Below are 23,030 nucleotides of genomic sequence, written 5' to 3'. Positions count from 1 at the left end.
CCCTACGCCTGTGGTCCCTCGCCGGGCGGGGCGGTGCGTAGCGGCGCATGCGGCTCGTGGCCCGCGATGACCGCCTCGCGCCAGCCGTTGGTGATCGGCAGTCGCCGGTCGCGGCCGAACGCCTTGAACGTGATCTTCGGGCCCGGGGGGTACTGCCGGCGCTTGAACTCAGCGGCGTCCACCATCCGGATGATGCGTTCGACGAGCTCGGGATCGAAGCCCGCGGCCACGATGTCGGCGGCGCCGGCGTCCTCCTCGACGTAGTCCTCCAGGATCTGGTCGAGCAGGTCGTACGGCGGGAGCGAGTCGGTGTCGCGCTGACCTGGGCGCAGCTCGGCGGAGGGCTCCTTCGTGATGGAGTTCTCCGGGATCGGCGGTGTCTCTCCGAGGTCGAGGGCGGCCTGGTTGCGCCAGCGGGCGAGCGCCCAGACGCGGGACTTCGGCACGTCCTTCAGGGGCGCGAACGCGCCCACCGCGTCGCCGTACATCGTGGAGTAGCCCACCGCCAGCTCGCTCTTGTTGCCGGCGGCGATGGTGAGGTGGCCCTCCTGGTTGGCGATGCCCATCCAGATCATCCCGCGGATGCGGGCCTGGAGGTTCTCCTGCGCGATCCCGGTCAGCTCGATGTTGTCGGCGAAGGCGGACACCATCGGCTCGATCGGGATGACGCGGTAGTTGAGGCCGGTGCGGGCGGCGAGGTCGGCGGCGTCCTCGCGGGAGTGTTCGCTGGAGATTCGGCTGGGGTTGGACACGCCGTAGACGTTCTCCGGGCCGAGAGCGTCACAGGCGATGGTCGCGGCGAGTGCGGAGTCGATGCCGCCGGACAGTCCGAGAACGACGCTTTCGTAGCCGTTCTTGTGGACGTAGTCACGCAGGCCGGTGACGATGGCCGTGTAGATCTCGGCCTCCTCGTCCAGCCTCGGCGCCTCGCCGGAGGGGCTCGCCTCGTAGGCCGGCAGCGGGGTGTCGCTCACCACCGTGCGCTCGACCCGGATCCCCGCGTACTCGTCTGCTCCCCGGGTCGTGGCGGCGAGATCCAGGTCGACGGTCAGCAGGCCCTCGGTGAACTGCGGCGCACGGGTGAGCACCGTGCCGGTCTCGTCGACGACGAGGGAGTCCCCGTCGAAGACCAGCTCGTCCTGGCCGCCGACCATGTTGACGTAGGCGAGCGGGCACATTGCCTCGCGGGCCCGGCGGGTGACGAGGTTGAGGCGGTCGTCGTCCTTGGCGAGCTCGTACGGCGAGGCGTTGATCGTCAGCAGCAGCCCGGCCCCGGCGGCCCGCGTCGCCCGGACCGGCCCGCCCTCCTGCCAGAGGTCCTCGCAGATCGTCACCGCGATGTCGACGCCGTGCACGGTGACGACCTGCAGGCTGTCGCCCGGGACGAAGTAGCGGAACTCGTCGAACACACCGTAGTTGGGCAGGTGGTGCTTGACCGCACGGGCGACGATGCGGCCCCGGTGGATGACCGCGGCGGCGTTCTGCGGCGAGCCCTTCGGCCTGCCGGTGCGTTCGTAGCCGTCCTCGGCCCGGTCGAGGTAGCCGCAGACGACCACGAGGTTGCCGAGCCCGGCCGCGGCGAGCTTGCCGGCGAGCTCCTCCACCGCGGTCCGGCTGGCCTCCACGAACGACGACCGCAGGGCGAGGTCCTCGACCGGATACCCGGTCAGAGCGGTCTCGGGGAACGCGACCACATGGGCACCGCGGTCGGCGGCGTGCCGGGCCCACCTCTGGATGGCCTCGGCGTTGCCCGCGATGTCCCCGACGGTGACGTTGAGCTGCGCGAGCGCCAGACGGATTTGTGCCACGTTCGCAGCGTAATGGGTGCGAGGTGATCTGACCGAGCCAGCCGGTGCGGCCTCGCACGGTACCGGGCGGACCCAGGCGGTAACGTGCTAACTGCGATCCGGTGGCGACCGGCACCCCGCAATCCGAGCGGAGATGTGACCAGTGGACAAACAGCAAGAGTTCGTACTCCGTACCCTCGAGGAGCGAGACGTGCGGTTCGTCCGACTGTGGTTCACCGACGTGCTCGGCTTCCTCAAGTCGGTCGCGGTGGCTCCGGCGGAGCTCGAGGGGGCGTTCGCGGAGGGGATCGGGTTCGACGGCTCGGCGATCGAGGGCTTCGCCCGGGTCTACGAGGCCGACATGGTGGCCCGGCCGGACCCGTCGACGTTCCAGATCCTGCCCTGGCGGGGCAACTCCCCGGCCACGGCACGGATGTTCTGCGACATCCTGATGCCTGACGGGTCGCCGTCGTACGCCGACCCGCGCTTCGTGCTCAAGCGCACGCTGAGCCGGGCCGCCGAGCTGGGCTTCACCTTCTACACCCACCCCGAGATCGAGTTCTTCGTCTTCAAGGACCCGCCGGAGAAGGGCCGGGTGCCGTCGCCGGTCGACCGCAGCGGCTACTTCGACCACACCGCCCACGGCATGAGCCAGGACTTCCGTCGCGAGGCGATCACCATGCTCGAGGCGATGGGCATCTCGGTGGAGTTCAGCCACCACGAGGGCGCGCCCGGGCAGCAGGAGATCGACCTGCGCTACGCCGACGCGCTGGCCACCGCCGACAACATCATGACCTTCCGGGTGGTGGTCAAGGAGGTCGCGCTCGGCCAGGGGATCTACGCGTCGTTCATGCCGAAGCCGTTCACGCAGTGGGCGGGGTCGGGCATGCACACGCACATGTCGTTGTTCGAAGGGGACCGCAACGCGTTCTTCGAGTCGGGCGCGGAGTACCACCTGTCCAAGATCGCGCGGTCCTTCATCGCCGGACTGCTCCGCCACGCGGGGGAGATCACCGCGGTCACCAACCAGTGGGTCAACTCCTACAAGCGGCTGTGGGGCGGCGGCGAGGCGCCTGCCTACGTCTGCTGGGGGCACAACAACCGCTCGGCGCTGGTCCGGGTGCCGATGTACAAGCCGGACAAGGGGCAGTCGACCCGGATCGAGTTCCGTTCGCTGGACTCCGCGGCCAACCCCTACCTCGCCTACGCCGTCCTGCTGTCGGCCGGCCTCAAGGGCGTCGAGGAGGGTTACGACCTGCCGGCGGGGGCCGAGGACGACGTGTGGTCGCTGACCGAGGGCGAGCGCCGTGCCATGGGCATCGATCCGCTGCCGCAGAGCCTGGACGAGGCCATCCGCACCATGGAGAACAGCGAACTCGTCGCCGAGACCCTGGGCGAGCACGTCTTCGACTTCTTCCTGCGGAACAAGAAAGCCGAGTGGGAGGAGTACCGCCAGCAGGTGACGGCGTTCGAACGCGACCGGCTCCTCCCGGTGATCTGAGGCACGTTGACGGAGCTGCGAACCCCCGAAGGTGGCCGGCTTCCCAGCGAGGGTCAACTGGTGCGGTGGGGGTTCGCCGAGCCGGAGACGGCCCTCCGCCGCATCGCCGAGCTTCCGGCGGCGCTCGTCCCGGCTCTGGACGCGACCGGAGCAGCCGCGGACCCCGACCAGGCGGTGGCGTTCCTGGCCGACCTGGTGCACGACGAACGCGAGGGTCCCGCGCTGGTCGCCGCGCTCGTGGACGACGAGACGCTGCGGCGCCGGCTCCTCCGCCTGCTGGGTGCCAGCACGGGGCTGGCCGAACACCTGATCCGGCACCCGGAGCACTGGCGCGACCTCGCCGACCCGCATCTGTCCAGCACCCGCCCCACGACCAGGGCGCTGCGCGCCGACCTCCTCTCCACGGTGGGCGCCGACCCCGAGGCGGAGGTGCCGGTAGCGGCCGACGGCGGCCCCGGCACCGCGGACGCCATGCGGGTGGCCTACCACCGGCTGTTGCTCCGGCTCGCCGTCCGCGATCTCGGCAACGAGGTGCGGGTCGACGACGCGGCCGCCGAACTCGCCGACCTCGCCGCTGCCGCGCTGGAGGCGTCGCTCGCCGTGGCCCGGGCCAGGCTGCCGCGAAACGCCACACCCTGTCGGCTGGCGATCATCGGGATGGGCAAGACCGGTGGGCGGGAGCTCAACTACGTGAGCGACGTGGACGTGCTGTTCGTCGCCGAGCCTGCCGAACAGGCAGGGGAGGGCGACGCGACCCGGACGGCGACCCAGCTCGCCGCGCAGGTGATCCGGATCTGCTCCGAACACAGCGGCGAGGGCACCCTGTGGCCGGTGGACGCCGGACTGCGGCCCGAGGGCAAGGCCGGCCCGCTGGTCCGGTCGGTGGCGAGCTACGACGCGTACTACCAGCGCTGGGCGAAGACCTGGGAGTTTCAGGCGTTGCTCAAGGCCCGCGCCGTGGCCGGCGACCACGAGCTCGGTGCCCGCTTCCTGGAAGCCATCGACCCACTCGTCTGGCGCGCGGCCGAACGCGACGGCTTCGTCGCCGACGTGCAGGCCATGCGGCGCCGGGTGGTCGACCACATCCCGGCCGCCCAGCTGGACCGGCAGCTCAAGCTGGGACCGGGCGGCCTGCGGGACGTGGAGTTCGCGGTCCAGTTGCTCCAGCTGGTGCACGGCCGCTCCGACCCCTCCCTGCGCCGCTCGTCGACCCTGCGGGCGCTGGACGCTCTCACCGCCGGTGGTTACGTCGGCCGCGACGACGGTGCCGCGCTCGCGGAGGCGTACCGCTTCCTGCGTACGCTCGAACACCGGATCCAGCTGTCCAGGATGCGGCGTACCCACCTGCTTCCCGAGGACGAGCAGGACCTGCGTGCGCTCGGCCGCTCGCTCGGGCTGTGGGCGGAGCCGGTCAAGGAACTCACCCGGGAGTGGAAGAAACACGTCCGGGAAGTACGCCGGCTGCACGAGAAGCTCTTCTACCGCCCGCTGCTCGCCGCCGTGGCACGCATCCCCACAGCGGAGACCCGGCTCACCCCGGATGCCGCCCGGGCCCGGCTCACCGCGCTCGGCTACACCGATTCCGCTGCCGCGCTGCGGCACATCGAGGCACTGGTGGCCGGGGTCTCCCGGCGGGCGTCCATCCAGCGCACGCTGCTGCCGGTGATGCTGGAGTGGTTCGCCGACGCGCCCGATCCCGACGGCGGGCTGCTGGCGTTTCGCCAGGTGTCGGAGGAGCTGGGGTCCACGCCCTGGTATCTGCGGTTGCTGCGCGACGAAGGCGTCACCGCCGAACGCATGGCCAGGGTGCTGGCCTCCAGCAAGTTCGTCGTCGACCTGCTCCGCCGAGCGCCGGAGGCGGTGGCGATGTTCGGCGACGACCGCGAGCTGCGCCCGCGCACCCGCGAGCAGGTGGAGACGGAGATGCTCGCCGCCGCCGGGAGGTACGACGACCCGGCGTCGGCCGCCGCCGCGGTCCGGGCGATCCGGCGCAGGGAGCTGTTGCGGGTGGCCGCGGCGGACGTCCTGGGGATGATCGACGTGGACACCGTGGGGGAGGCGCTCACCGACATCGCCGCCGCCACCCTCAGCGGCGGTGTGGTCGCGGCGGTGCGTTCGGTCGCCGCCCAGGGCCGGTCCACCATCCCCACCCGGCTGGCGGTCGTGGCGATGGGGCGGTTCGGCGGCCACGAGATGAGCTACGGCAGCGACGCCGACGTGATCTTCGTGCACGAGCCGTACGACGGCGCGGACGAGAAGGAGGCTGCCGACGCGGCCACCGCGGTGGTCACCGAGCTCAGACGGCTGCTCGCCGCGCCCGCCCCCGACCCACCGGTCGGAGTGGACGCCGACCTGCGGCCCGAGGGTCGGCAGGGACCGCTGGTGCGCACGCTCGCGTCGTACACCTCCTACTACGCGCGCTGGTCGCACGTCTGGGAGGCGCAGGCCCTGCTGCGAGCCGACGCGGTGTGCGGCGACCCAGGACTGCGCGAGAGATTCATGGAGCTCGTGGACGGGCTCCGCTGGCCGGACAGCGGGCTGACACCCGATGACGAGCGGGAGATCCGCCGGATCAAGGCCCGGGTGGACGCCGAGCGCCTGCCGCGTGGCGCGGACCCGACGACGCACACCAAGCTCGGCCGGGGCGGCCTTGCCGACGTGGAATGGACCGTCCAGCTGCTGCAGCTGCGGCACGGAGCGGAGGTGCCGGGACTGCGCACCACCCGCACCGTGCGGGCGCTGGAGGCGGCCGCCGACGCGGGACTGCTGTCCCGCGAGGACGCCGACGACCTGCTCGCCGCCTGGCGGCTGGCCACCCGGGCACGCAACGCGATGATGCTGGTGCGCGACCGGGCCTCCGACTCCCTCCCCCGCGATCCACGTGACCTCGCCGCGGTGTCTCGGCTGCTTGGCTATGAGCCGCTGGAGTCCGGGTTGTTCCTGGAGGACTACCGCCGGATCACCCGGCATGCCCGATCGGTCGTCGAGCGCGTCTTCTGGGAGTGAGCCCGACCCGGCCTTCACGAGGCGGCCCGGCCGACGCCTCGCCGCGCGCCCAGGTCGGCCAGGTCGGCGGCGAGTTTCCCCGCCGCCCAGCCGGCGGGGTTGGACGTCGACACGGCCGTTTTCCGGATGCGTGGGAACAGCTCGGTCACCAGCTGCCGGACGGCGCGGTCGCGGGCGGTGAGCGCCGGCAGCAGCCGGCCGGAGGTGTCGGCGTCGTACTCGGCCATGGACGCCTCGCTCGCCGCGCTGAGCCGCTGGCCGATCCGGGTGGCGTACGAGACCAGGAACGACTGCCGCCACGAGCGGGTGCGGCTGTGCCCGCCCGCGCGTGCCGAGGGTGACGCCGCGAGCATGGCGCGGTCGGCCTGCAGGAGCAGCGACGTGAGAAGCAGCTCCACCATCTGCAGGTCGGCCTCGGCGCCGATGATCGTGACGAATCCCATGCCGGTGCAGGCCACCACGCGGGAGCGGTTGGCTTCCGCGACGAGCTGAGCCAGCAAGGCCTTGGCGTTGAGGTAGGGCGCCCGCAACCAGACCCGGCGGGCGCTCGCGTGGGCACCTGCCGCGCCGGCCGAAGGTACCGACACGTCGTCGGCCACCATGGCCTGGTCCAGGGAGAACTTCGTCATCAGCGCCTGCGCCTTGCTGCTCAGCGCCTCGGCCTCCTCGGGGAACTCCGTCGACTCCGCCTTGGCAAGCAGGGCCCGGATCCGGTGCAGCACCTTCTCGCCGGCGTCATTTCGCCGAGCATGCTCACCCGTGCCGGCGACGCCCGGCATCCCTGCCTGACCGGCGGCACCGGCCCGCCCGGGTGGTGGAAGCACCGCCGCGAGCGACGGTGCGGCGTACAGGAAGGTCAGGACCGTGAGCGCCAGCCTGAGCGCCACCACCCGGCTCAGCCGTCGCCGGGTGGCCCACGGCGTCAGCCGCGCGCCGTCGGCCGCCCAGCTCGGCGAGGTCTCCAGCTCCTCCAGCTGGGATCGCCAGCGGGGATCGAGCGTGGACCTCGGACAGCGAGCGGCCTGGCTCGCCACCACGTCGAGCACAAGCTGCCGGGCCGGCCCGGACAACCGCCTGGCCGCGAACTCCGCCACGTCCTGTGGCTGCCAGCCGCGCTCCCACAGTCGGCCGACCGCACCGGTGAGACAGTCGTCGACCACCCCGTCGACCAGCGGTGCGGGCAGGCTCGGGTCGGCAAGCTCGAGGGCGGCATGGTCGCTCCGGTCGCGCCCTCCGTCTGCTGCCCGCTGCGCCGTCTCCCACAACAGCACCCGCACCCATCCCGCTGGATCCTGGTGTCGCACGCCGACCATCTCCCCGTGAGCGTTGGACATCGAGGTTGTCGATGTCGTCGATGTTGTCGAGGGCCGTGAGGATGCCAGGGCCCACCGACAGCCGGTTCGCGTGGCGTAGGGGAGATCCGCCCACCTCCTGAACCCCGCGGAGGCCGCGGGGAAGGTCAGTTCGTACGCGCGACCGAGCGGCGGGAGCGCACCCCGGCCGCCAGCTCCCGCAGCACCTCGACCGTGGGCTCCCAGCCCATGCAGGCGTCGGTGATGCTCTGGCCGTATCGCAGCTTGTCGGCCGCACCCTCGACGAGGTTCTGCCGGCCCGGCTCCAGGAAGCTCTCCAGCATGACGCCGACGATTCCGCGCTGTCCGGCGGCTACCTGCGCGGCGACGTCCGCGGCGACGACGGGCTGGCGCAGGTGGTCCTTGCCACTGTTGCCGTGGCTGGCGTCGACCACCACGTGTTCGCGCAGGTCCGCCTTGGCCAGCCGGCCGAGAGCGTCGGTGACGCCGGCTGCGTCGTAGTTGGGCCCGGTCTGCCCGCCGCGCAGGATGACGTGACAGTCGGGGTTGCCGCTGGTGGTGAGGATCGCGGCCACGCCGTCCTCGGTGACGCCGGTGAAGACGTGGCTGACCGCGGCGGCGCCGATCGCGTCGATCGCGCCCTGCACGTCGCCGCCGGTGGAGTTCTTGAAGCCCACCGGCATGGACAGGCCGCTGGCGAGGTGCCGGTGCACCTGGCTCTCGGAGGTCCGCGCGCCGATCGCACCCCAGCTCACGGTGTCAGCGATGTACTGCGGAATGATCGGGTCGAGGAACTCACAGCCCGCCGGCAGACCTGTGGCCAGCACGTCCAGCAGCACCTTCCGGGCCGTACGCAAGCCCTTGTTGACGTTGTAGCTGCCGTCGAGGTCCGGGTCGTTGATCAGGCCCTTCCAGCCGAGCGTCGTACGCGGCTTCTCGAAGTAGACCCGCATCACCACGCACAGGTCCGCGGCCACCTCGGGCACGAACGCCGCCAGCTTCCTGGCGTACTCCAGTCCGGCCTTCGGGTCGTGGATCGAGCACGGCCCCACGACGACGAGCAGCCGGTCGTCCTCGCCGGCAAGGATGCGCGTGACGTCGTCCCGGCCGCGGACCACGACCTGCGCGGAGTCGTCCGGAAGCGGGAGTTCGTCGCGCAGCAGCGCGGGTGAGAGCAGGGGACGGGACCGGGTGATCCGGACGTCGCTGAGGGCCCGCTGCGAGCCGGGCACGGCGTCGGAGGAGCCGGGCACGGCGTCGGAGGGGGCGGTCACGGAATCTGAGGCGGGGCTGGCAGACACGGAGCGGTCCTTTCCTTGGATCTGTGTCGGGAACCGCCCGCGTCACCTCGGGCCGGCTCCCTGTTCGGGGCACAGAAAAGGGCAGGTCCTGTGCGGACTCTGCCCTGCCGGCTCTGGGGGGATGTCAGCGGATGCGGTCGCCGCCGTGCCCACCCAGGGCCGGCTCGCTAAACCGATAGCACCACTGCATGCGGAGTACCTTAGCCGCCGGTCCCGACGAGCGGCAACGCGGTGTCAGGATCCGGTGGCAGCCGGCGTCGCCATCCAGGCAGACCACCCAGACCACCCAGATCACCCAGATCACCCAGATCACCCAGGCCACCCAGGCCACCCAGATCACCCGGACCAGACAGACCGGGCAGGCAGACCGGGCAGACAGACCAGGCACGTAGGGCGCATCCGGCCGGTCGGGCAGCCTTCAGTCCGCGTCCCTGCGGGGGCGTTCGAGGTAGGACCGGTCCGGTGGTGCGAAGCCGAACTTCTCGTACAGGCCGTGGGCGTCCGCGGTGTGCAGCATCCACCGGAAGTCCGCGCCGGGGCCGTCCTCGACCATGGCTTCGACCAGGCGGGTTCCGAGCCCCTTGCCCCGCAGATCGGGGAGTACGTAGACGTCGGCGAGGTACGCGAGGGCCACGCCGTCGGAGACCGCCCGCGCGAACCCCACCATCCGCCCGCTCGCGGCCTCGTACACGCCGACCACCCGCCAGGCCGAGGCGACCTGACGGCGAACGTGCTCGCGGGTACGCCACTTCCCCCAGTAGACCTGGGTGGACAGCACCTGCCACAGGGCGTCCAGATCGACCCGGCCGGGGTCGTCGTCGAACTCGAACTCGCCGCCCACGCCGCCCACGCCGCCCACGCCACTCATGCCACTCACGTCGCTCAGCCTAGGCACCCTCCCCGATGGGCCACCTCCGAAATTCTTCCGCGGAGGAATCCCGTACGGCACGGGCGTTCGCGGCGGCCGGCCTCAGCGGTACCCGCGGGCCTGCAGCTCGTACAGCTCGGCGTAGTGACCGCGCGCCGCCACGAGTTCGGCGTGGCTGCCGACCTCGGCGACCCGGCCGCCGTCCAGTACGACAACCAGGTCGGCGGCGGCCACCGTCGAGAACCGGTGGGTGACCAGCAGGGTGACCGCGCCCCGGCCACCGGCCGCCCGCGCGGCGGCCGCATAGCGTTCGAACAACGCGTGCTCGGTGGCGGCGTCGAGAGCCGCGGTGGGTTCGTCGAGGACGAGCAGCAACGGGTCGGTGCGCATCATGCCGCGGGCGATCGCAAGCCGCTGCCACTGCCCGCCGGACAGCTCCACTCCCTCCGGCCAGGACGAGCCCAGCTGGGTGGCCAGCCCGGAGGGCAGGGCGGTGAGGACGTCCTCGCCGGCACCCTCGCGCAGCGCGCGGCTGACTTCAGCCTCGTCGTCGACGCGGGGCAGGTCGCCGACCCCGATCGATTCCCGGGCGGTGAACTCGACCCGCGCGTAGTCCTGGAAGGCGCCCGAGACCCGCGTTCGCCAGGCCGGCAGGTCGAGGTCGTCGAGGTCCACCCCGTCCACGAGTACCCGGCCCGCCGTCGGGCGGTACAGCCCGGTCAGCAGCTTCACGAGGGTGGATTTCCCGGCGCCGTTCTCGCCCACCAGCGCCACGACCGAGCCCGCCGGCAGGTGCAGGCTCACGTCCCGCAGGGAGGGATCGGCCGTCTCCGGGTAGGCATAGTTCAGTCCCTCCAGCGTGATTCCGTGCCGAAGGCTCGCCGGCGGCGGCTGCGCGCCGCGGTGCGCAGCGCGTACCTCCCGGTCGTAGTCGCGCAGCCACAGGAAGCGCCCGGTCGTACGAGTGAGCCGGGAGATGTTGTGGATCGACCACCGCAGCACGTTGGCCGTGCTCTGCAGCCGGCCGACCAGCATGACCGCGAGCACCAGAGCGCTGACCGGAACCTGCCCGCGGATCGCGTCGTGCACCATCCAGGCGAGGACCGCGCCGGCGCTGCCGAAGAAGAATGCTTCGCAGACGGCGTTGACGAGTTCGGTACGCCGGGCCAGGTCGACCGTCGGCGCGCGCCAACGGGCCACGGCTCGGTCAAGCCTGTGCCGCACCACGTCGCGCAGCCCGAAGACGCGGACCTCCGCGCCCGGGCCGGCCGTCGTACTCAGGTCCAGCAGGTGTGTGGCGAGCCGTCCCGGCTCCGCGGACACTTCCTCGGCCCGCGCCTGCCAGCGAATGATCCATCGGGTGGCGACGACGCCGGGCAGCCCGGCCACGACGAGCAGCAGCAGCCGGACGTCCGCGCCGGCGGCGAGCAGCATCGTCCCACCGGCGAAGACGACGTTCTTGAACGTGTTGAGCACGTTGTTGAGAGCCATGCCGAGGGCGCCCTGCTGGTCTCGCAGCGCCTGCAGTTGGTCGAGGTACTTGCCGGACTCCAGGTGGTCGATGGTGGGGATGGACGCGGTGATCCGGGCGATCTCGGTGTCGAACGCGAACCCGACGCGTTCGAACTGCCGAATCCGCGCGTCGCACCCCGCCATGCCGAGGCCCCAGCTCAAGCCTGTCGAGGCGGCGAACGCCGTCACCGCGACGGCCATACGTGCCGTGTCGTGGTGGAGTACGCCGTCCACGAACCACGCGAGGTAGAGCGGCTGCAGCAGGGAGATGACGCTGCCCAGTGACTCGGCCAGGCAGAGCAAACTCTGCCAGGGGCTGACCCGGACCGACATGGCCACGACCAGCCAGATGCCGCGTAGTGAACTTCTCATCGGGGGTCCACCGCCGTCTCGCTCGCGCCGGCCGCCGCGAACCGCGCCGCCTGCAACGAGAACATCCGGGCGTAGGCGCCACCTGCCGCCATCAGTTCCTCGTGGCTGCCGTCCTCGACGATGCCGGTCCCGGTGCGGGTCGGGTCAGTGGAGCCGATGACCACGATCCGGTCGGCGTGCCGCACGCTGGACAACCGGTGGCTGACCAGCAGCGTCGTCATCCCGCGGGTCACCTCCAGGAACCGGTCGAACAACGCCGCCTCGGCCCGGACGTCGAGGGCGGCGGTTGGTTCGTCCAGCACGAGGACGCCGGCGCCGCCGGCGACCGCGGCCAGCGCCCGGGCCAGCGCCACGCGTTGCCACTGGCCGCCGGACAGGTCCGTACCCTCGGCGTACTCCGAGCTGAGCACGGTGTCCCAGCCGCGCTCGAGCCGGTCCAGCAGTGAGGTCCCGCCGGCGTCGTCGAGAGCCTTGGCCAGCACGGCGTCGTCGTCGTGCCGGGTGTGCGCACCGAACCCCACGTTGTCGCGCAGCGGAAGGTGGTAGCGCACGAAGTCCTGGAAGATGACCGCGACGCGGTTGCGGGTCGCCTCGTCCGCCGAAGGGTCGCCGCCGTCGATGCGGATGATCCCGGCATCGGGTGGATAGAGCCCGCACAGCAGTTTGATCAACGTCGACTTTCCGGCGCCGTTGATGCCGACGATCGCGACCGACTGCCCGGCCGGAATGTGCAGGGACAGCCGCTCGATCGTCGGCTCGGTGCGGCTCGGGTAGTGGAACGTCACCTCGCGCAGCTCGATCACCGCGGCCGCGGAACGCGCCGCCGGAACCGGCTCAGGCTCGACGGGCTCGACGTGCTCGACGGGCTCGGCCGGCTCGACGGGCTCGGCCGGCTCCGCGGCGGGGGAGCGCGCAGGCAGGCCGGGCAGTCCGAGCCGCCGGCGCAGGGCGACCAGCATGGTCGCCGTCGAGGTGTTACGGCCCAGCGCGGACTGGTTGTCACCGAGCGGGCCGAACGCCTCCAGCGCGAGCAGTGCCTGCACCACCGTGACCAGCGAGGCCAGCGAGACCGTGCCTGCTGACGCGTCCCGGGCCAGCAGGGCGAACACCCCCGCGTTGACCACCAGCGTGATCGCCGAGGCCAGGAGGATCGGCCACAGGTTGCGGTGGCGGTTGCGCCAGACGACGGTCATCGCGTCCCGCCAGGCGGTCGAGTATCGGTGCACCAGCCAGTCGGCGAGTCCGAACAGGCGAAGTTCCTTCGCCGCCGGTGCACCCGTCATCAGGTCGCGGACGTAGCTCGCCTGCCGTCGCTGGTTGCCGGTCGCCTCCAGCAGGTCGTCGAAGATGGTCGCGAGCCAGGCGACGAGCACCTTGGCCATCAGGGCGTACGAACCGGCGGCGAGCAGCGCGGCCCACCAGTTCCAGTTCGCCGCCACCACCAGGGCGCCCACTCCGCTGAGGCGGGTGGCCAGCAGGTTCCAGGTCTGTTCCACACCTGTCACGAACGTCCAGTCGCGCATGGCGCGCTTCACCGCGTCCAGGCGACCGGCGACTTCGGGATCCTCCAGGTGCGTGATCCCGTACGGCGCGGTACCGACCTCGGCGACCATGTCGAAGACCAGCCGCAGGTAACGGGCGGAGACCACCTGCGCCACCGCGTTCTCTGCCGCATGGATGAGAGGGCCGGTGACGTACGCCGCGACCGCTGCCGCCAGCCACCACCACGCCCGGTCGGCGGCCGGTGAACCGACGCCGGCCTTCACCGCGGCCGGAAGGGTGCCGATCAGCCGGCCGGTGGCGACGATGCCGAACGTCACGGTCGCCGCACTGGCCACCACCAGGACCACGTTCAGTACGGAATGCACCGGCGCGGCGCGCCACAGCAACCGGGCGTGCAGGGCGTACCGCCGAGCGCTCTCGGTGTATCGGTGCACGTGTCCCTCCCCGTGTCGGCGACCGTGCGTGCGCCGAAGAAAGCTCGCAGGTACGCCCGGCCGGGTCAAGCGGGTAAGGCAGGATCGTTGCCGCTGACCGGTCCCGGACACCGGCCGGCACGGGTCCGGCTCAGCTCCGGAAGCCCGGCGGGTCGCGGGGACGCTCGAGATCGGCCATCACGCCGTAGTGGTCGCTGGCCCACACGCCGCCGACCGGCCGGTCCAGCACCCGCTCGCACTGCGTCACCCGCAGCGTCGGGCCGTGCAGGCCGGCGCGGACCAGGACGTGGTCGATGCGCCTGCTCACGGCGGTGGCGACCTCGCCCTCGTCGACGAGCGGATTGCCCAGCTCGAAGGTGAACCCCGGCTCGTCGGGGTGGGCGTACTCCCACGCGTCCTGGTAGCAGACGCTGAGGCCGTCCATGGACCGGCGGCCGCGCCAGAACTGCATGCTGGCCGCATCCGGTGTGGCGTCGAAGTCGCCCAGAACCACCGCGTGCATGGGACTTTCGGGATTCGCGGCAGCGTGCGAGGCGAGGAGTTCCTCCAGCGCCCGGGCCGCGCGCAGCGCCTGGCGTTCTCGTTCCAGCTCGAAAGGGAACGGCCAGCTCGGCTTGTGGTGGGCGACCACGACCGTACCGACGTGGGTGTCCATCTCCACCAGCAGCGTCGCGCACCAGGGCAGTGTTTCGCGGGACCGTTCGGTGATCCGCTGGTCGAGTTCGGTCAGCGCACGATGAGGGTGCCTCGTGGCGAGCACGGCGCCGCACCCGTGCTCGTCGCGTACGGACAACGGCGTCACGTGGTAGCCGCCACCCAGGAGATCGTGCAGGAAGCGCGCGTCCACCGGCACTTCCTGCAAAGCGACGACATCGGGGTTGAGCGCGCGGAGCTCCTTCCCCGCAAGCCGGGAGCGCCGGTCCCAGTCCGGGTTCGCCGGTCCGTACAGGTTGAACGTCAGCACCCGCAGGGTGTTCGGGTCGCGGGCAGGATCGGTCATCGCAGTCCTCCGGACTTCCGTCGTTCGGGTCTGGGTTGTCGTCAGGCGTCCGTTGACGTGGGGTCAACCGGCGGTGACGAGTACGACGGTCACCGCCGCCGTGGCCAGGCCGGCCACCTGCCGGCGGGTGAGGCGTTCGCGGAGCACCACGACGCCCAGCAAGACCGGGACCACCGGATAGAGCGAGGAGAGCACCACCGCCACCGACATCGAGGTCTGCCCGGTCGCGGCGAGATAGAGCGTCAGCCCTGCCGCGGCGAGGATGCCGTTGCCCGCCGCGGCGAGGGCCAGGCGAGGGGGCAACTTCAGTGGAGAACGCCGCGTCGGCTGGGACTCCGGTGCTGACCCCGGTGCTGTCTCCGGTGCTGACCTCAGCTGCGACATCCACTTAGCGACCGGGATCGACACCACCATCGTCAGCATCGAGGCGACTCGGCCGGCTGCCACCGGCCACAGTCCGGCAGACGAACCGGCCTGTGCCAGGGCGACGTACTGCAGTGCGAAACCCACGCTTGACACCAGTGCGGCCACCACCGCCGCCCTGCCGACCCTGGTCCCGGATCCGCCCGCGGCACAGACGAGCGCGATGGCGGGCACGGCGAGGACGATGCCCACCCATGCCGACGGGGACGGCTTCTCGCTCAGCAACGTCACGCCCACCAGGACCGGAAGCACGACTCCGCCCATCGTGCTGAGTGGGACGACGACACTCATCGGGCCGCCGGCCATCCCCTTGTACAGGAAGAGGACTCCTACCGCTGTGCCGACGCCGGACAGTGCACCCCAGCCGAGCGCCGCGACGCAGGTGCCGTAGGTGTCGGAGGTGTCTGAGGCGGTGACGGCGAGGCCTGCGAGGACGACGAGGGCGCCGCTCGCCTGCACGGTGAACGCGACCGAGGTCGCGTTCGCGCGGCGGGTCAGCAGCCCGCCCACGTAGTCGGCGAGGCCGAAGCAGGCGGCCGAGCCGAGGGCGAGCACGGCCCCGATCAAGATGCCCGCTCTCTCGCCGCCGCCCCGACCGGACAGGTCGCGTCTGCTGCCGTGCACGCGGCCCGGTCGCACAGGCGGCACAGGAGATCGGCACTGCCCACCGTGGGGTAGAGGTGGGTGAGCAGCTTCTCCAGCAGGGCGGACAACGTCGCCTGCTCTGTCGCGGACAGGGCCGTGACGGCATCGGTGAGAACCTCGCCGCGGGTCCCCAGCAGGCGGCGCGCCCTGGCCCGCCCGCGTCGGGTCAGCCGGACCCTGGACGCCCGGCCGAGGCTCGGCCCGCGTGCCAGCAGTCCGTCGGCGACCAGACCGTCCACCATGCGCGTGGCGGCCGGCTGACTGAGGCCCACTCGCCGGCCGACCTCGGTGACGTTGAGGTCCGGGCTGGTGGCGAGTACGACCAGGGCGGCGGCGCCACTCGGGCTGGTGCCGGCCGCGTCGGTGGTCCCCGCGAGCAGCCGGTCGGTCAGGGCGAGTGCAGCCGCGCCGAGGAGGTTCGCCGTACGAGCTGGATCATGCATGATGCATGCATAACGAGCCTCAGGGTCACTCGCAACTCGGCGGGGTTGCGGCAGCGGTGTGGGTTCGCGTACGTGAACAGATCGCGGACGACCGATGAGCCGGAGGTTCGAGGTCGGTCTACTCCGCGAAGGAACGACTCGAACCCTTCCCGGAGGCAGCAGTCATGACCACGTTCACCCGCACCGTCGACGGCCGGCAGCTTCCCGTCCCAGGGACGTACGCGATCGACCCGATGCACAGCAGTGTGGCGTTCCAGGTGAAGCACCTGGGCTTTTCGAAGGTGCGCGGGCGCTTCACCGACTTCGACGGAACGATCGTCGTCGCGGAGGAACCCCTGCACTCCGCGGTCGAGGTGACCGTCCAGGCCGACAGCGTGGACACCGCCCAGGCGCAGCGCGACGCCCACCTGCGAAGCACCGACTTCTTCGGGGTCGAGGGCCATCCCACGTTCACCTTCTCCAGCACCGGCGTGGAGTTCGGTGAGGAGTCGCTACAGGTCCACGGAGACCTCACGATCCGCGGCGAGAGCCGTCCGGTCGTCCTCGACGCGACGTTCGACGGAGCGTGCCCGGACCCGATGGGCGACGCGACGCGGCCACGCATCGGCTTCTCCGCGACCACCACCATCGACCGGTACGAGTTCGGCATCACGTTCAACCAGCCGATGGAGACCGGAGGGCTGCTGCTGAGCAAGCTGATCCGCGTCGAACTGGACGTCCAAGCCGTTCGCCGGTGATCCTGTCAGCGATCGGCCGACGTCGCGGTCAGCGTTTGGGCCACTGCCAGGGCGGATGGTCGAACCGTCCCTGCCCCTCCACCTGGGTCTCGCCGAGGTCCTTGACCAGTTCGATCCTGGTCGCGTTGTCGTGGTCGGCGGTGAGTGCGTCGATCAGGGAGCGTGAGTGGCTGACAACCACGACTTGCGTACGCTCCGCGCTCGCCGCGATCAGGTCGGCCAGCGGCCGGACCAACTCCGGGTGCAGGCTGGTCTCCGGTTCGTTGAGTACGAGCAACTCCGGGAGCCGCGGGGAGAGCAGCGCGGCGGTCCACAGCAGATAGCGCAGTGTCCCGTCGGACAGCTCGGCGGCGCCCAGCGACCGCAGCATGCCGGGCTGGCGCAGCCGGACCTCGAAGCGCGGGCCCTCGATCCCGATCTCCAGCGCACTGCCGGGGAACGCGGCCTCGATCGCGGCGGCGAGCGCGGCGTGGTCGCCGACCTCCAGGATCGTCTGCAGCGCGGCGGCGAGATCGGCGCCGTCGTGGGCGAGTACCGGCGTACGGGTGCCGATCCGTACCTGCCTGGCCGGTGCTCCCTGGTCGGTGCGGATCTGGTCGTAGAAGCGCCACGACCGCACCCGCTCGCGGAGCGTCAGCAACTCCGGCGCGCGCTGCGGGTCGGTGTACTCGCTGAGCATGCTGTCGAAGGGCCCCACCGAGTCCGGGAAGGTCGCCCACGAGCGGCCGTCGCGGACTCGCAGCATGGTTCCGGCGCGTTCGGCCAGCAGGGTCGCGGGCCGCAGGATCGGTCCGGCCCACACCGCCTCCCGCTTCACCAGCGGGTCGAGCTGGAACGCCGACCGGGCCGGTTGCGGCAGACCGAAGTCGATCGCGTACCCGAGGTCGTCGCCGGCGAAGCCCAGGCGGAGGGCGACCGGCCCGCGGCGTACCGTCCCCTGCACCGGATGGTCGCCCGCGCGCACCGACCTGCCGATCGTCTCCGGCCCGGCCCACAGGGTCGAGGGAAGCCCGCCCTCCCGGGCCAGCGCGGCCACGGCGCCGTTGCGTGCGGAGTCGGCCAGCAGCCGCAGCGCGCGGTAGAGGCTCGACTTGCCGGTGCCGTTCGCGCCGGTCACCACGGTCAGCTGGTCGAGTTCGACGACCAGGCTCCGCAGTGACCGGTAGTTCTCCACGGCCAGACAGCGAATCACCCGCGCTACGCTACCCAGCCGGCCGGCGATGGCACACGCCCGCGGGCGAAGCCGACGCGATGGGCCCGGACGAGGTCCCTTGCGGTCACGGCATGGGTGGAATCCTCTTCGTCATCACGCCCGTCCGCCGAGCTGCACGAAACCCGCAGCGCTCGTAGAACCTCTGCGCCGCGCCGCGCCGCGCCGCGCCGTCCTGTTCGGTGAGGAGGTAGATCTGCTCCACATCGACCAGGCGAGCCTCCAGGGCATCGAGCAGTGCGGCGCCGACGCCCTGCCGTTGGAGGTCGGTACGCACGCACATCTCCTGCAGCAGGAAGTGCCTCCCGGTGAACCACTGCTCGGTGTGACCGATCGCGAAGCCGTGCAGGTCCTGGCCGGCCTGGAGCGCCACGCCGACGAAGCCCGGCGTGGCAACGACATCCGCCAGACGCGCCCGGACAGACGCCTCGCTCCAGCGGTCGTTCCACGGCTCGGCGTTGAACACGGAGACGAACAGGCGAGCAGCGGCGTCGAGACGGTCGGCCTTGAAGACGTCGATGATCTGGTCGGACATGCCGGTCAGCATCCCAGAGTCGTGGCTGCACGCAGCTGAGCTCCCACCTCGGACAGGAGCGCGTCGACCGCAGATCCGTCAAGCGCTGCATCCTCACCGCGCCGGAGAGCCACAGCCGCATCGATGACACCGGCGTCAGGCCAGCGGGTACGAGCCCACGCGGCGCCTTCCAGCTTCGACCCGAGCACGTCTTCCTGGGCGAACCGCCATGCCCTGCACGCGTTCAGTACCGAATAGAGGGTCGCCTTCTCGTGAACGCGGTGCCATGCCATCGACTCGTACATGGCTTCCAGGAGGGTGCGGCGAGGGATGTCGGCGAAGGTCCTTCGCGGTGGCGGCCCGCTGATCGCACGACCTGACCGGCGCGCGATGGCCCGGTCCAGCACGTACCAGAACCCGGGCTCGGCCGTTGCGTCCAGATGCATCGCCGTACGCATGCGTGGCCCGCCGTTGGCGTTGACCTCGAAGTCGGCGCCGACAGGAGGCGAGCCCACGACATCGCGGCGATAGAGCGTGAACTCCAGGCCGCGGGCCGGGCAGGCAGCACTGGCCTCGACGACGGCCGACGCGACGCGCTGCTTCTGCGGAAGGGTGAGAGCGGAGTCCGACACGGCGAGGATGTCGATGTCGCTCTCCCCGGGGACGTACCCGCCGAGGGCCACAGAGCCGACGAAGTACGTACCGACGAGGTTCCCTCCGAGTGTGTGGACCAGTACGTCCTTTACACGGTCACCGAACTCGGCTACTTCGGGTGCGAGCACGGTGCCATCATCGGGTACCTGAGTGAGCCTGACCACCTGTCGGCAGAAGACGACGCACCACCGGTGCGGCAGGAGGCGTGCAGAGTGACTGACACCTTCGACTTCTCCACGTTTCCGACGCTGACGAGCGAGCGGGTGGTGTTGCGGCAGTTCGAGCCCGAGGACGCCGCGGACCTGTTCGTCTGGCGGAGCGATCCGGAGGTTCAGAAGTACAACTCCGAGCCGATGCGGGACGTGAGGCAAGCGGCGCAGCTGATCGAGGATCTGCGGCGCGAGTATTCAGCACAGAGGTCGATCCACTGGGCCGTGACGCTCTCGGGAGAAGGCCGGGCCGTCGGACTCTTCGGGTTCGTCTCCTGGGAGCGGTTCCACCATCGAGCCGAAGCCGGGTACGACCTTCGCCGGGACCACTGGGGACGTGGGATCGCAACGGAGGCGCTCGGCGCGATGCTCCGATTCGGCTTCACCAGGATGCGGCTCAACCGCGTCGAGGCCCAGACGATCGCCGACAACCACGAGTCGGTACGCCTCCTGCAGCGGCTCGGCTTCCACCGTGAAGGCCTACGCCGGGCCTACTCCCTGGAGGAGGAAGGCACCTACCACGACGGCGCCATCTACGGCCTGCTCCGGCGGGACTACAGGCCGTCCAGCCGTCAGGCGTGAGGGGCCACGTGCGGAGGTCCTCCACCTGGAGGTGCTGCGGACCGCGGGAAGTGCTGCAGCGCTGTCAAGCACTGGTTGTCAGTATCAGGTGACGGCGAGTTCGCAGAGGAGTCTGTCCGTCTCCGGGTCGACGATGCGCAACGACGATCAAACGCGGCGAGCTCCGGCACCTGCAGGATGGAGGCATGCCGGCAGCCGACCACTTCCTCGGGTTCATCGACGTCCTCGCGTCCGCGCTCGACGACCACGACACCACCGCAGCTGACCTGGCCGCACGCCTGCACCTGTCCCGGTTCCACCTCGACCGGCTCGTCTCCTCGGCGGGCGGGGAGCCGCCGGCGGCACTGCGCCGGCGGGTGCTGCTCGAGCGGGCGGCGTACCGCCTGCTGTCCACCGAACTCACCATCCTCGACGTCGCGGTCGAGGCCGGCTACGGCTCACACGAAGCGTTCACCCGGGCCTTCACCCGGGCCTACGGAGTGGGACCAGGCCGGTACCGGACCCGGCCCACGCGGCTACGCCTCGACGGGCCGAGCAACGTGCACTTCCACCCACCCGGCAGCCTTCGGCTGCCTGCCCAGAAGAAGGTGACCTCGATGGACCTGCTGACCAAGATGGTCGAGCACCACATCTGGCTCGTCGGCGAGATGGTCGAACGCGCCTCCCGGCTCGATGACGAGCGGCTCGACGCAGTGATCGAACTGTCGGTCGACGAGGACCGGCAGACGATCCGCTCCCTGCTGTCACGCCTGGTGGGGCAGATGGGCATGTGGAACGCGGCGATGGCCAACCGGCCCTATGACTGGTCGGTCGAGGAGCACGAGTCGGTGGACTCGCTGCGCCGCCGGCTCGCCGAGGAAGGCCAGACCTTCCTCGCGCACGTCGTCGAGACCACCGAGCGGGGCCGGCTCGACGACACGTTCGTCGACGCGCTGTGCGAGCCGGCCGAAGTGTTCACCTACGGCGGCATGATCGCGCATGTCCTGACCTTCGCCGCACACCGGCGCACGCTGGTCGCGCTGGCTCTGGACGCGGCGGGAATCTCCGACCTCGGCTGGGGTGACCCGATGCGCTGGGTCGCGCAGAGCGCCTCCTAGCCGTCCGCCACGCATCCGGTCCACATGGCCAAAGCGGCGTCAGCATTCCAGCCGGGAAGGCGCCCAGACACGGGCATCCGGCGTCAGCACTCCGCGTCGGACCCGTGCGTTCGTCGCACAAGTGCGTGGCTGCCTACGAGAGGCACCGGAACCACTGCGAGGGCATCACTTTCAGCACACGGTTGACCCCGGACCTGATCAAGGCGGAGAAGGACCATCGGTTGGAGCGGGCCCGGCGTGGGTTCGGGTCGACGCACCGTCGGGTGCGCGGGCCAGCGTTCCCCACGTCACAGAAGGCCAGCCCACGCTCGTTGATCGGTTACGCCTTGGAGTACGGCGCAATATCTACGCCCGGTACCTTCGCCCCTGGAGGATGTCTATGAAAAGCCGAACCAGATCGGTTCCTTCTGCAGGTGACCACAGAATCGGAACCATGTCGCTGAGCCTCTGGATCTCGTACGGTTCGGTCACATGCTCTGCGTAGCCGCTCGCGACGACGCTCCAACCGTGTCCGGTGCCCGGATCGATGTGATCGGTCTCGAAAGCGAGCATCTTGCGCTGAGCTGCAGCGCGAAGTTTCGCACCGTGAGGGGTGCGAAAGAGGATATAGTTTCCCTCAACGGCATAGCGGACCGGATGAACGGCCAGCATCAAGGAGTCCACAAATACGACCCTGCCGAGTAGACGTTCGCGGAGATACTTCTCGCACTCACTTCTATCCAGAACTTCGACCGTTAGCGCGTCATACATTTTCGTTTGCCCTTAACGAGAAACGCCAGCATGGGGCTGCTTGACCATCTCCTGGGTCCCAACTCCACCGTACAAGCAGCGCTCAGCGCGTGGCCCGACGACAGAACCGTCAGGCTTGCAGCGGTTGATGCCGGGCGCCGGTCCACGCGCTGTGCTGGTCTGAACGCCACGAACCCGCCCGAGCCGCGGAAGCGTACGGCCCCCGGTCTCCGCGACCCGAGTCAGGCGGCGAGCAAACCCTGCCGACCCTTCGCGCGATACGAGTCGCCAGCCCGCGCCAAGTTTCTCTCTGCCCCGGAGGTCGTAGCTCGGTTCCACAGGGGCGGTCCAGAACAGGTGTGTCACCTCGCCCCCTGGCGGCGCGTCGCCTGCGGTCATGGTTCATCGCGACGGCGTGTCGTAGTGCATCGGCTTCTTGCGCTCTGGGGCGGTCACGTGGTGCCAGGAGACCATGTGGCCGTAGATAATGACGTTGCCTGACCAGCCGGTGGCTTTGTCGTAGGTGCCGCCGCAGGTGATGAGCCGGAGTTCGGAACGCTCACTCTTCCCGTAGATCTGGCCAGTCGGAAAGTTCGCCTTCGACTGAAGCGATGCGCCGTCGATGACGTACTCGACGACGATTCCGTCGGCGCGCCTCACCGACACCTTCTGGCCGCGCTTCAAAGCGCCGAGACGGTAGAAGACGGCGGTGTAGGTCCGGCTGAACATCGAGTCCAGATGACCCACGATGACAGTACGGCCGGGTTCGCCCGGGGCGGCGCTGTACTTGTACCACGCGGCGAGATAGGGCTTGTTCTCGGGCGGGATGCCGATGGTGCCGTCGGGGGCGTTACCTACCGCGATGAGGGGGGCGGCGACATCGATGGCGCCGATGTCGAGTCGGACAGGCCGCGCGTTGGTCGTCGGTAGCTGCGTCGAGATGGGATCAGGCGTTGGTGACGCGATCCCCTGACGACTGGACCCTCCTGTGGTGTTGATCGGTTTCGGTGGAGGCGTCGTCGCAGCCTGCTTCGGTGGAGGCGTTGTCGGGGCTGGTTCCGGTGGTGGCGTCGTCGCCACCGGCATCGGTGGTGGCGACGCCTGACCGAGTTGGTCGGAAACAATCAGCCCGAGCCCACTCACCGCCATGAGCATGAGCGTCAGGGATGCGGCGGCCCTCCGCCCCGCAT

20 protein-coding genes are annotated in these 23,030 nt (G+C 70.5%); 6 read left to right on the top strand and 14 right to left on the bottom strand.

All coding sequences use genetic code 11. The features are described 5' to 3' along the window. Nucleotides 1-2: 2 nt before the first annotated feature. On the bottom strand, nucleotides 3-1,808 hold the full coding sequence (locus BLU27_RS24415) for an NAD+ synthase (protein ID WP_092655966.1): 1,806 nt from the start codon (nucleotides 1,806-1,808) through the stop codon (nucleotides 3-5). Between the two features lie 142 nt (nucleotides 1,809-1,950). On the opposite strand from BLU27_RS24415, the gene BLU27_RS24410 reads away from it, so the two are divergent. After that, a complete protein-coding gene (locus tag BLU27_RS24410) occupies nucleotides 1,951-3,288 on the top strand; it encodes a glutamine synthetase family protein (RefSeq protein WP_092655965.1) in 1,338 nt (445 codons plus the stop codon). A gap of 6 nt (nucleotides 3,289-3,294) precedes the next feature. Then, on the top strand, nucleotides 3,295-6,294 hold the full coding sequence (locus tag BLU27_RS24405; protein WP_241827613.1) for a bifunctional [glutamine synthetase] adenylyltransferase/[glutamine synthetase]-adenylyl-L-tyrosine phosphorylase: 3,000 nt from the start codon (nucleotides 3,295-3,297) through the stop codon (nucleotides 6,292-6,294). Nucleotides 6,295-6,308: 14 nt separating this feature from the next. On the opposite strand, the gene BLU27_RS24400 is transcribed toward BLU27_RS24405, so the two are convergent. Then, nucleotides 6,309-7,628: a DUF2786 domain-containing protein gene (locus BLU27_RS24400; protein ID WP_092655964.1), complete on the bottom strand. Its 1,320-nt coding sequence runs from the start codon at nucleotides 7,626-7,628 to the stop codon at nucleotides 6,309-6,311. 125 nt (nucleotides 7,629-7,753) lie between these two features. After that, nucleotides 7,754-8,881 (bottom strand): 3-deoxy-7-phosphoheptulonate synthase, encoded by a 1,128-nt coding sequence (locus BLU27_RS24395; RefSeq protein ID WP_277869255.1) that lies wholly within the window; start codon nucleotides 8,879-8,881, stop codon nucleotides 7,754-7,756. Nucleotides 8,882-9,096: 215 nt separating this feature from the next. Here BLU27_RS24395 and BLU27_RS29325 point away from each other — a divergent pair, with 215 nt between their 5' ends. Then, entirely contained in the window at nucleotides 9,097-9,300 is a 204-nt protein-coding gene (locus BLU27_RS29325) for a hypothetical protein (RefSeq protein ID WP_157728787.1), read from the top strand. Between the two features lie 26 nt (nucleotides 9,301-9,326). Here BLU27_RS29325 and BLU27_RS24385 read toward each other — a convergent pair whose 3' ends face one another. From BLU27_RS24385 to BLU27_RS24360, 6 genes are all read right to left on the bottom strand, one after another. Next, nucleotides 9,327-9,776 (bottom strand): GNAT family N-acetyltransferase, encoded by a 450-nt coding sequence (locus BLU27_RS24385; protein WP_092655962.1) that lies wholly within the window; start codon nucleotides 9,774-9,776, stop codon nucleotides 9,327-9,329. A gap of 102 nt (nucleotides 9,777-9,878) precedes the next feature. Continuing rightward, nucleotides 9,879-11,660: an ABC transporter ATP-binding protein gene (locus BLU27_RS24380; protein ID WP_092655961.1), complete on the bottom strand. Its 1,782-nt coding sequence runs from the start codon at nucleotides 11,658-11,660 to the stop codon at nucleotides 9,879-9,881. Further along, a complete protein-coding gene (locus BLU27_RS24375) occupies nucleotides 11,657-13,597 on the bottom strand; it encodes an ATP-binding cassette domain-containing protein (protein WP_092655960.1) in 1,941 nt (646 codons plus the stop codon). Before BLU27_RS24375 ends, BLU27_RS24380 begins: the two co-directional genes overlap by 4 nt. A 130-nt stretch (nucleotides 13,598-13,727) precedes the next feature. Continuing rightward, nucleotides 13,728-14,597: an endonuclease/exonuclease/phosphatase family protein gene (locus tag BLU27_RS24370; protein WP_092655959.1), complete on the bottom strand. Its 870-nt coding sequence runs from the start codon at nucleotides 14,595-14,597 to the stop codon at nucleotides 13,728-13,730. Nucleotides 14,598-14,660: 63 nt separating this feature from the next. Beyond that, entirely contained in the window at nucleotides 14,661-15,587 is a 927-nt protein-coding gene (locus BLU27_RS24365) for an EamA family transporter (protein ID WP_197681561.1), read from the bottom strand. Then, nucleotides 15,584-16,108 (bottom strand): MarR family winged helix-turn-helix transcriptional regulator, encoded by a 525-nt coding sequence (locus BLU27_RS24360; protein ID WP_092655958.1) that lies wholly within the window; start codon nucleotides 16,106-16,108, stop codon nucleotides 15,584-15,586. Before BLU27_RS24360 ends, BLU27_RS24365 begins: the two co-directional genes overlap by 4 nt. A 164-nt stretch (nucleotides 16,109-16,272) precedes the next feature. On the opposite strand from BLU27_RS24360, the gene BLU27_RS24355 reads away from it, so the two are divergent. Beyond that, on the top strand, nucleotides 16,273-16,845 hold the full coding sequence (locus tag BLU27_RS24355; protein ID WP_092655957.1) for a YceI family protein: 573 nt from the start codon (nucleotides 16,273-16,275) through the stop codon (nucleotides 16,843-16,845). A gap of 28 nt (nucleotides 16,846-16,873) precedes the next feature. Here the strand turns inward: BLU27_RS24355 and BLU27_RS24350 are convergent, their stop codons facing one another. The 3 genes from BLU27_RS24350 to BLU27_RS24340 form a co-directional block, all read right to left on the bottom strand. Next, entirely contained in the window at nucleotides 16,874-18,037 is a 1,164-nt protein-coding gene (locus BLU27_RS24350; protein WP_092655956.1) for an AAA family ATPase, read from the bottom strand. 85 nt (nucleotides 18,038-18,122) lie between these two features. Then, nucleotides 18,123-18,590, bottom strand: a complete 468-nt coding sequence (locus BLU27_RS24345; RefSeq protein ID WP_157728786.1) for a GNAT family N-acetyltransferase — start codon at nucleotides 18,588-18,590, stop codon at nucleotides 18,123-18,125. A 5-nt stretch (nucleotides 18,591-18,595) separates the two neighbouring features. Continuing rightward, nucleotides 18,596-19,351: an aminoglycoside adenylyltransferase domain-containing protein gene (locus BLU27_RS24340; RefSeq protein WP_157728785.1), complete on the bottom strand. Its 756-nt coding sequence runs from the start codon at nucleotides 19,349-19,351 to the stop codon at nucleotides 18,596-18,598. A gap of 84 nt (nucleotides 19,352-19,435) precedes the next feature. On the opposite strand from BLU27_RS24340, the gene BLU27_RS24335 reads away from it, so the two are divergent. Further along, nucleotides 19,436-20,014, top strand: a complete 579-nt coding sequence (locus tag BLU27_RS24335; RefSeq protein ID WP_092658193.1) for a GNAT family N-acetyltransferase — start codon at nucleotides 19,436-19,438, stop codon at nucleotides 20,012-20,014. 185 nt (nucleotides 20,015-20,199) lie between these two features. Next, nucleotides 20,200-21,111: a helix-turn-helix transcriptional regulator gene (locus BLU27_RS24330; protein WP_092655953.1), complete on the top strand. Its 912-nt coding sequence runs from the start codon at nucleotides 20,200-20,202 to the stop codon at nucleotides 21,109-21,111. Nucleotides 21,112-21,456: 345 nt separating this feature from the next. Here BLU27_RS24330 and BLU27_RS24325 read toward each other — a convergent pair whose 3' ends face one another. Both BLU27_RS24325 and BLU27_RS24320 read right to left on the bottom strand, forming a co-directional pair. Next, nucleotides 21,457-21,861 carry a pyridoxamine 5'-phosphate oxidase family protein gene (locus BLU27_RS24325; protein ID WP_092655952.1) on the bottom strand — a complete coding sequence of 135 codons (405 nt, stop codon included), beginning with the start codon at nucleotides 21,859-21,861 and terminating at the stop codon, nucleotides 21,457-21,459. A gap of 381 nt (nucleotides 21,862-22,242) precedes the next feature. After that, nucleotides 22,243-22,989 carry a class F sortase gene (locus BLU27_RS24320; RefSeq protein ID WP_157728784.1) on the bottom strand — a complete coding sequence of 249 codons (747 nt, stop codon included), beginning with the start codon at nucleotides 22,987-22,989 and terminating at the stop codon, nucleotides 22,243-22,245. Between the last annotated feature and the right edge of the window lie 41 nt (nucleotides 22,990-23,030).

The organism is Actinopolymorpha singaporensis, assembly GCF_900104745.1.
GTDB lineage: Bacteria > Actinomycetota > Actinomycetes > Propionibacteriales > Actinopolymorphaceae > Actinopolymorpha > Actinopolymorpha singaporensis.
The sequence above is the reverse complement of the archived record's forward strand: the minus strand, read 5'-3'. Positions and strand labels throughout refer to the sequence as shown.

Excerpts from the sequence above, each read along its gene's own strand:
- BLU27_RS29325 (WP_157728787.1), top strand. The coding sequence starts at position 9,097 with ATGCGGAGTACCTTAGCCGCCGGTCCCGACGAGCGGCAACGCGGTGTC.
- BLU27_RS24345 (WP_157728786.1), bottom strand. The coding sequence starts at position 18,590 with ATGTCCGACCAGATCATCGACGTCTTCAAGGCCGACCGTCTCGACGCC.
- BLU27_RS24330 (WP_092655953.1), top strand. The coding sequence starts at position 20,200 with ATGCCGGCAGCCGACCACTTCCTCGGGTTCATCGACGTCCTCGCGTCC.
- BLU27_RS24360 (WP_092655958.1), bottom strand. The coding sequence starts at position 16,108 with ATGCATGATCCAGCTCGTACGGCGAACCTCCTCGGCGCGGCTGCACTC.
- BLU27_RS24370 (WP_092655959.1), bottom strand. The coding sequence starts at position 14,597 with ATGACCGATCCTGCCCGCGACCCGAACACCCTGCGGGTGCTGACGTTC.
- BLU27_RS24355 (WP_092655957.1), top strand. The coding sequence starts at position 16,273 with ATGACCACGTTCACCCGCACCGTCGACGGCCGGCAGCTTCCCGTCCCA.
- BLU27_RS24320 (WP_157728784.1), bottom strand. The coding sequence starts at position 22,989 with ATGGCGGTGAGTGGGCTCGGGCTGATTGTTTCCGACCAACTCGGTCAG.
- BLU27_RS24325 (WP_092655952.1), bottom strand. The coding sequence starts at position 21,861 with ATGTATGACGCGCTAACGGTCGAAGTTCTGGATAGAAGTGAGTGCGAG.
- BLU27_RS24385 (WP_092655962.1), bottom strand. The coding sequence starts at position 9,776 with ATGAGTGGCGTGGGCGGCGTGGGCGGCGTGGGCGGCGAGTTCGAGTTC.
- BLU27_RS24380 (WP_092655961.1), bottom strand. The coding sequence starts at position 11,660 with ATGAGAAGTTCACTACGCGGCATCTGGCTGGTCGTGGCCATGTCGGTC.
- BLU27_RS24400 (WP_092655964.1), bottom strand. The coding sequence starts at position 7,628 with ATGTCCAACGCTCACGGGGAGATGGTCGGCGTGCGACACCAGGATCCA.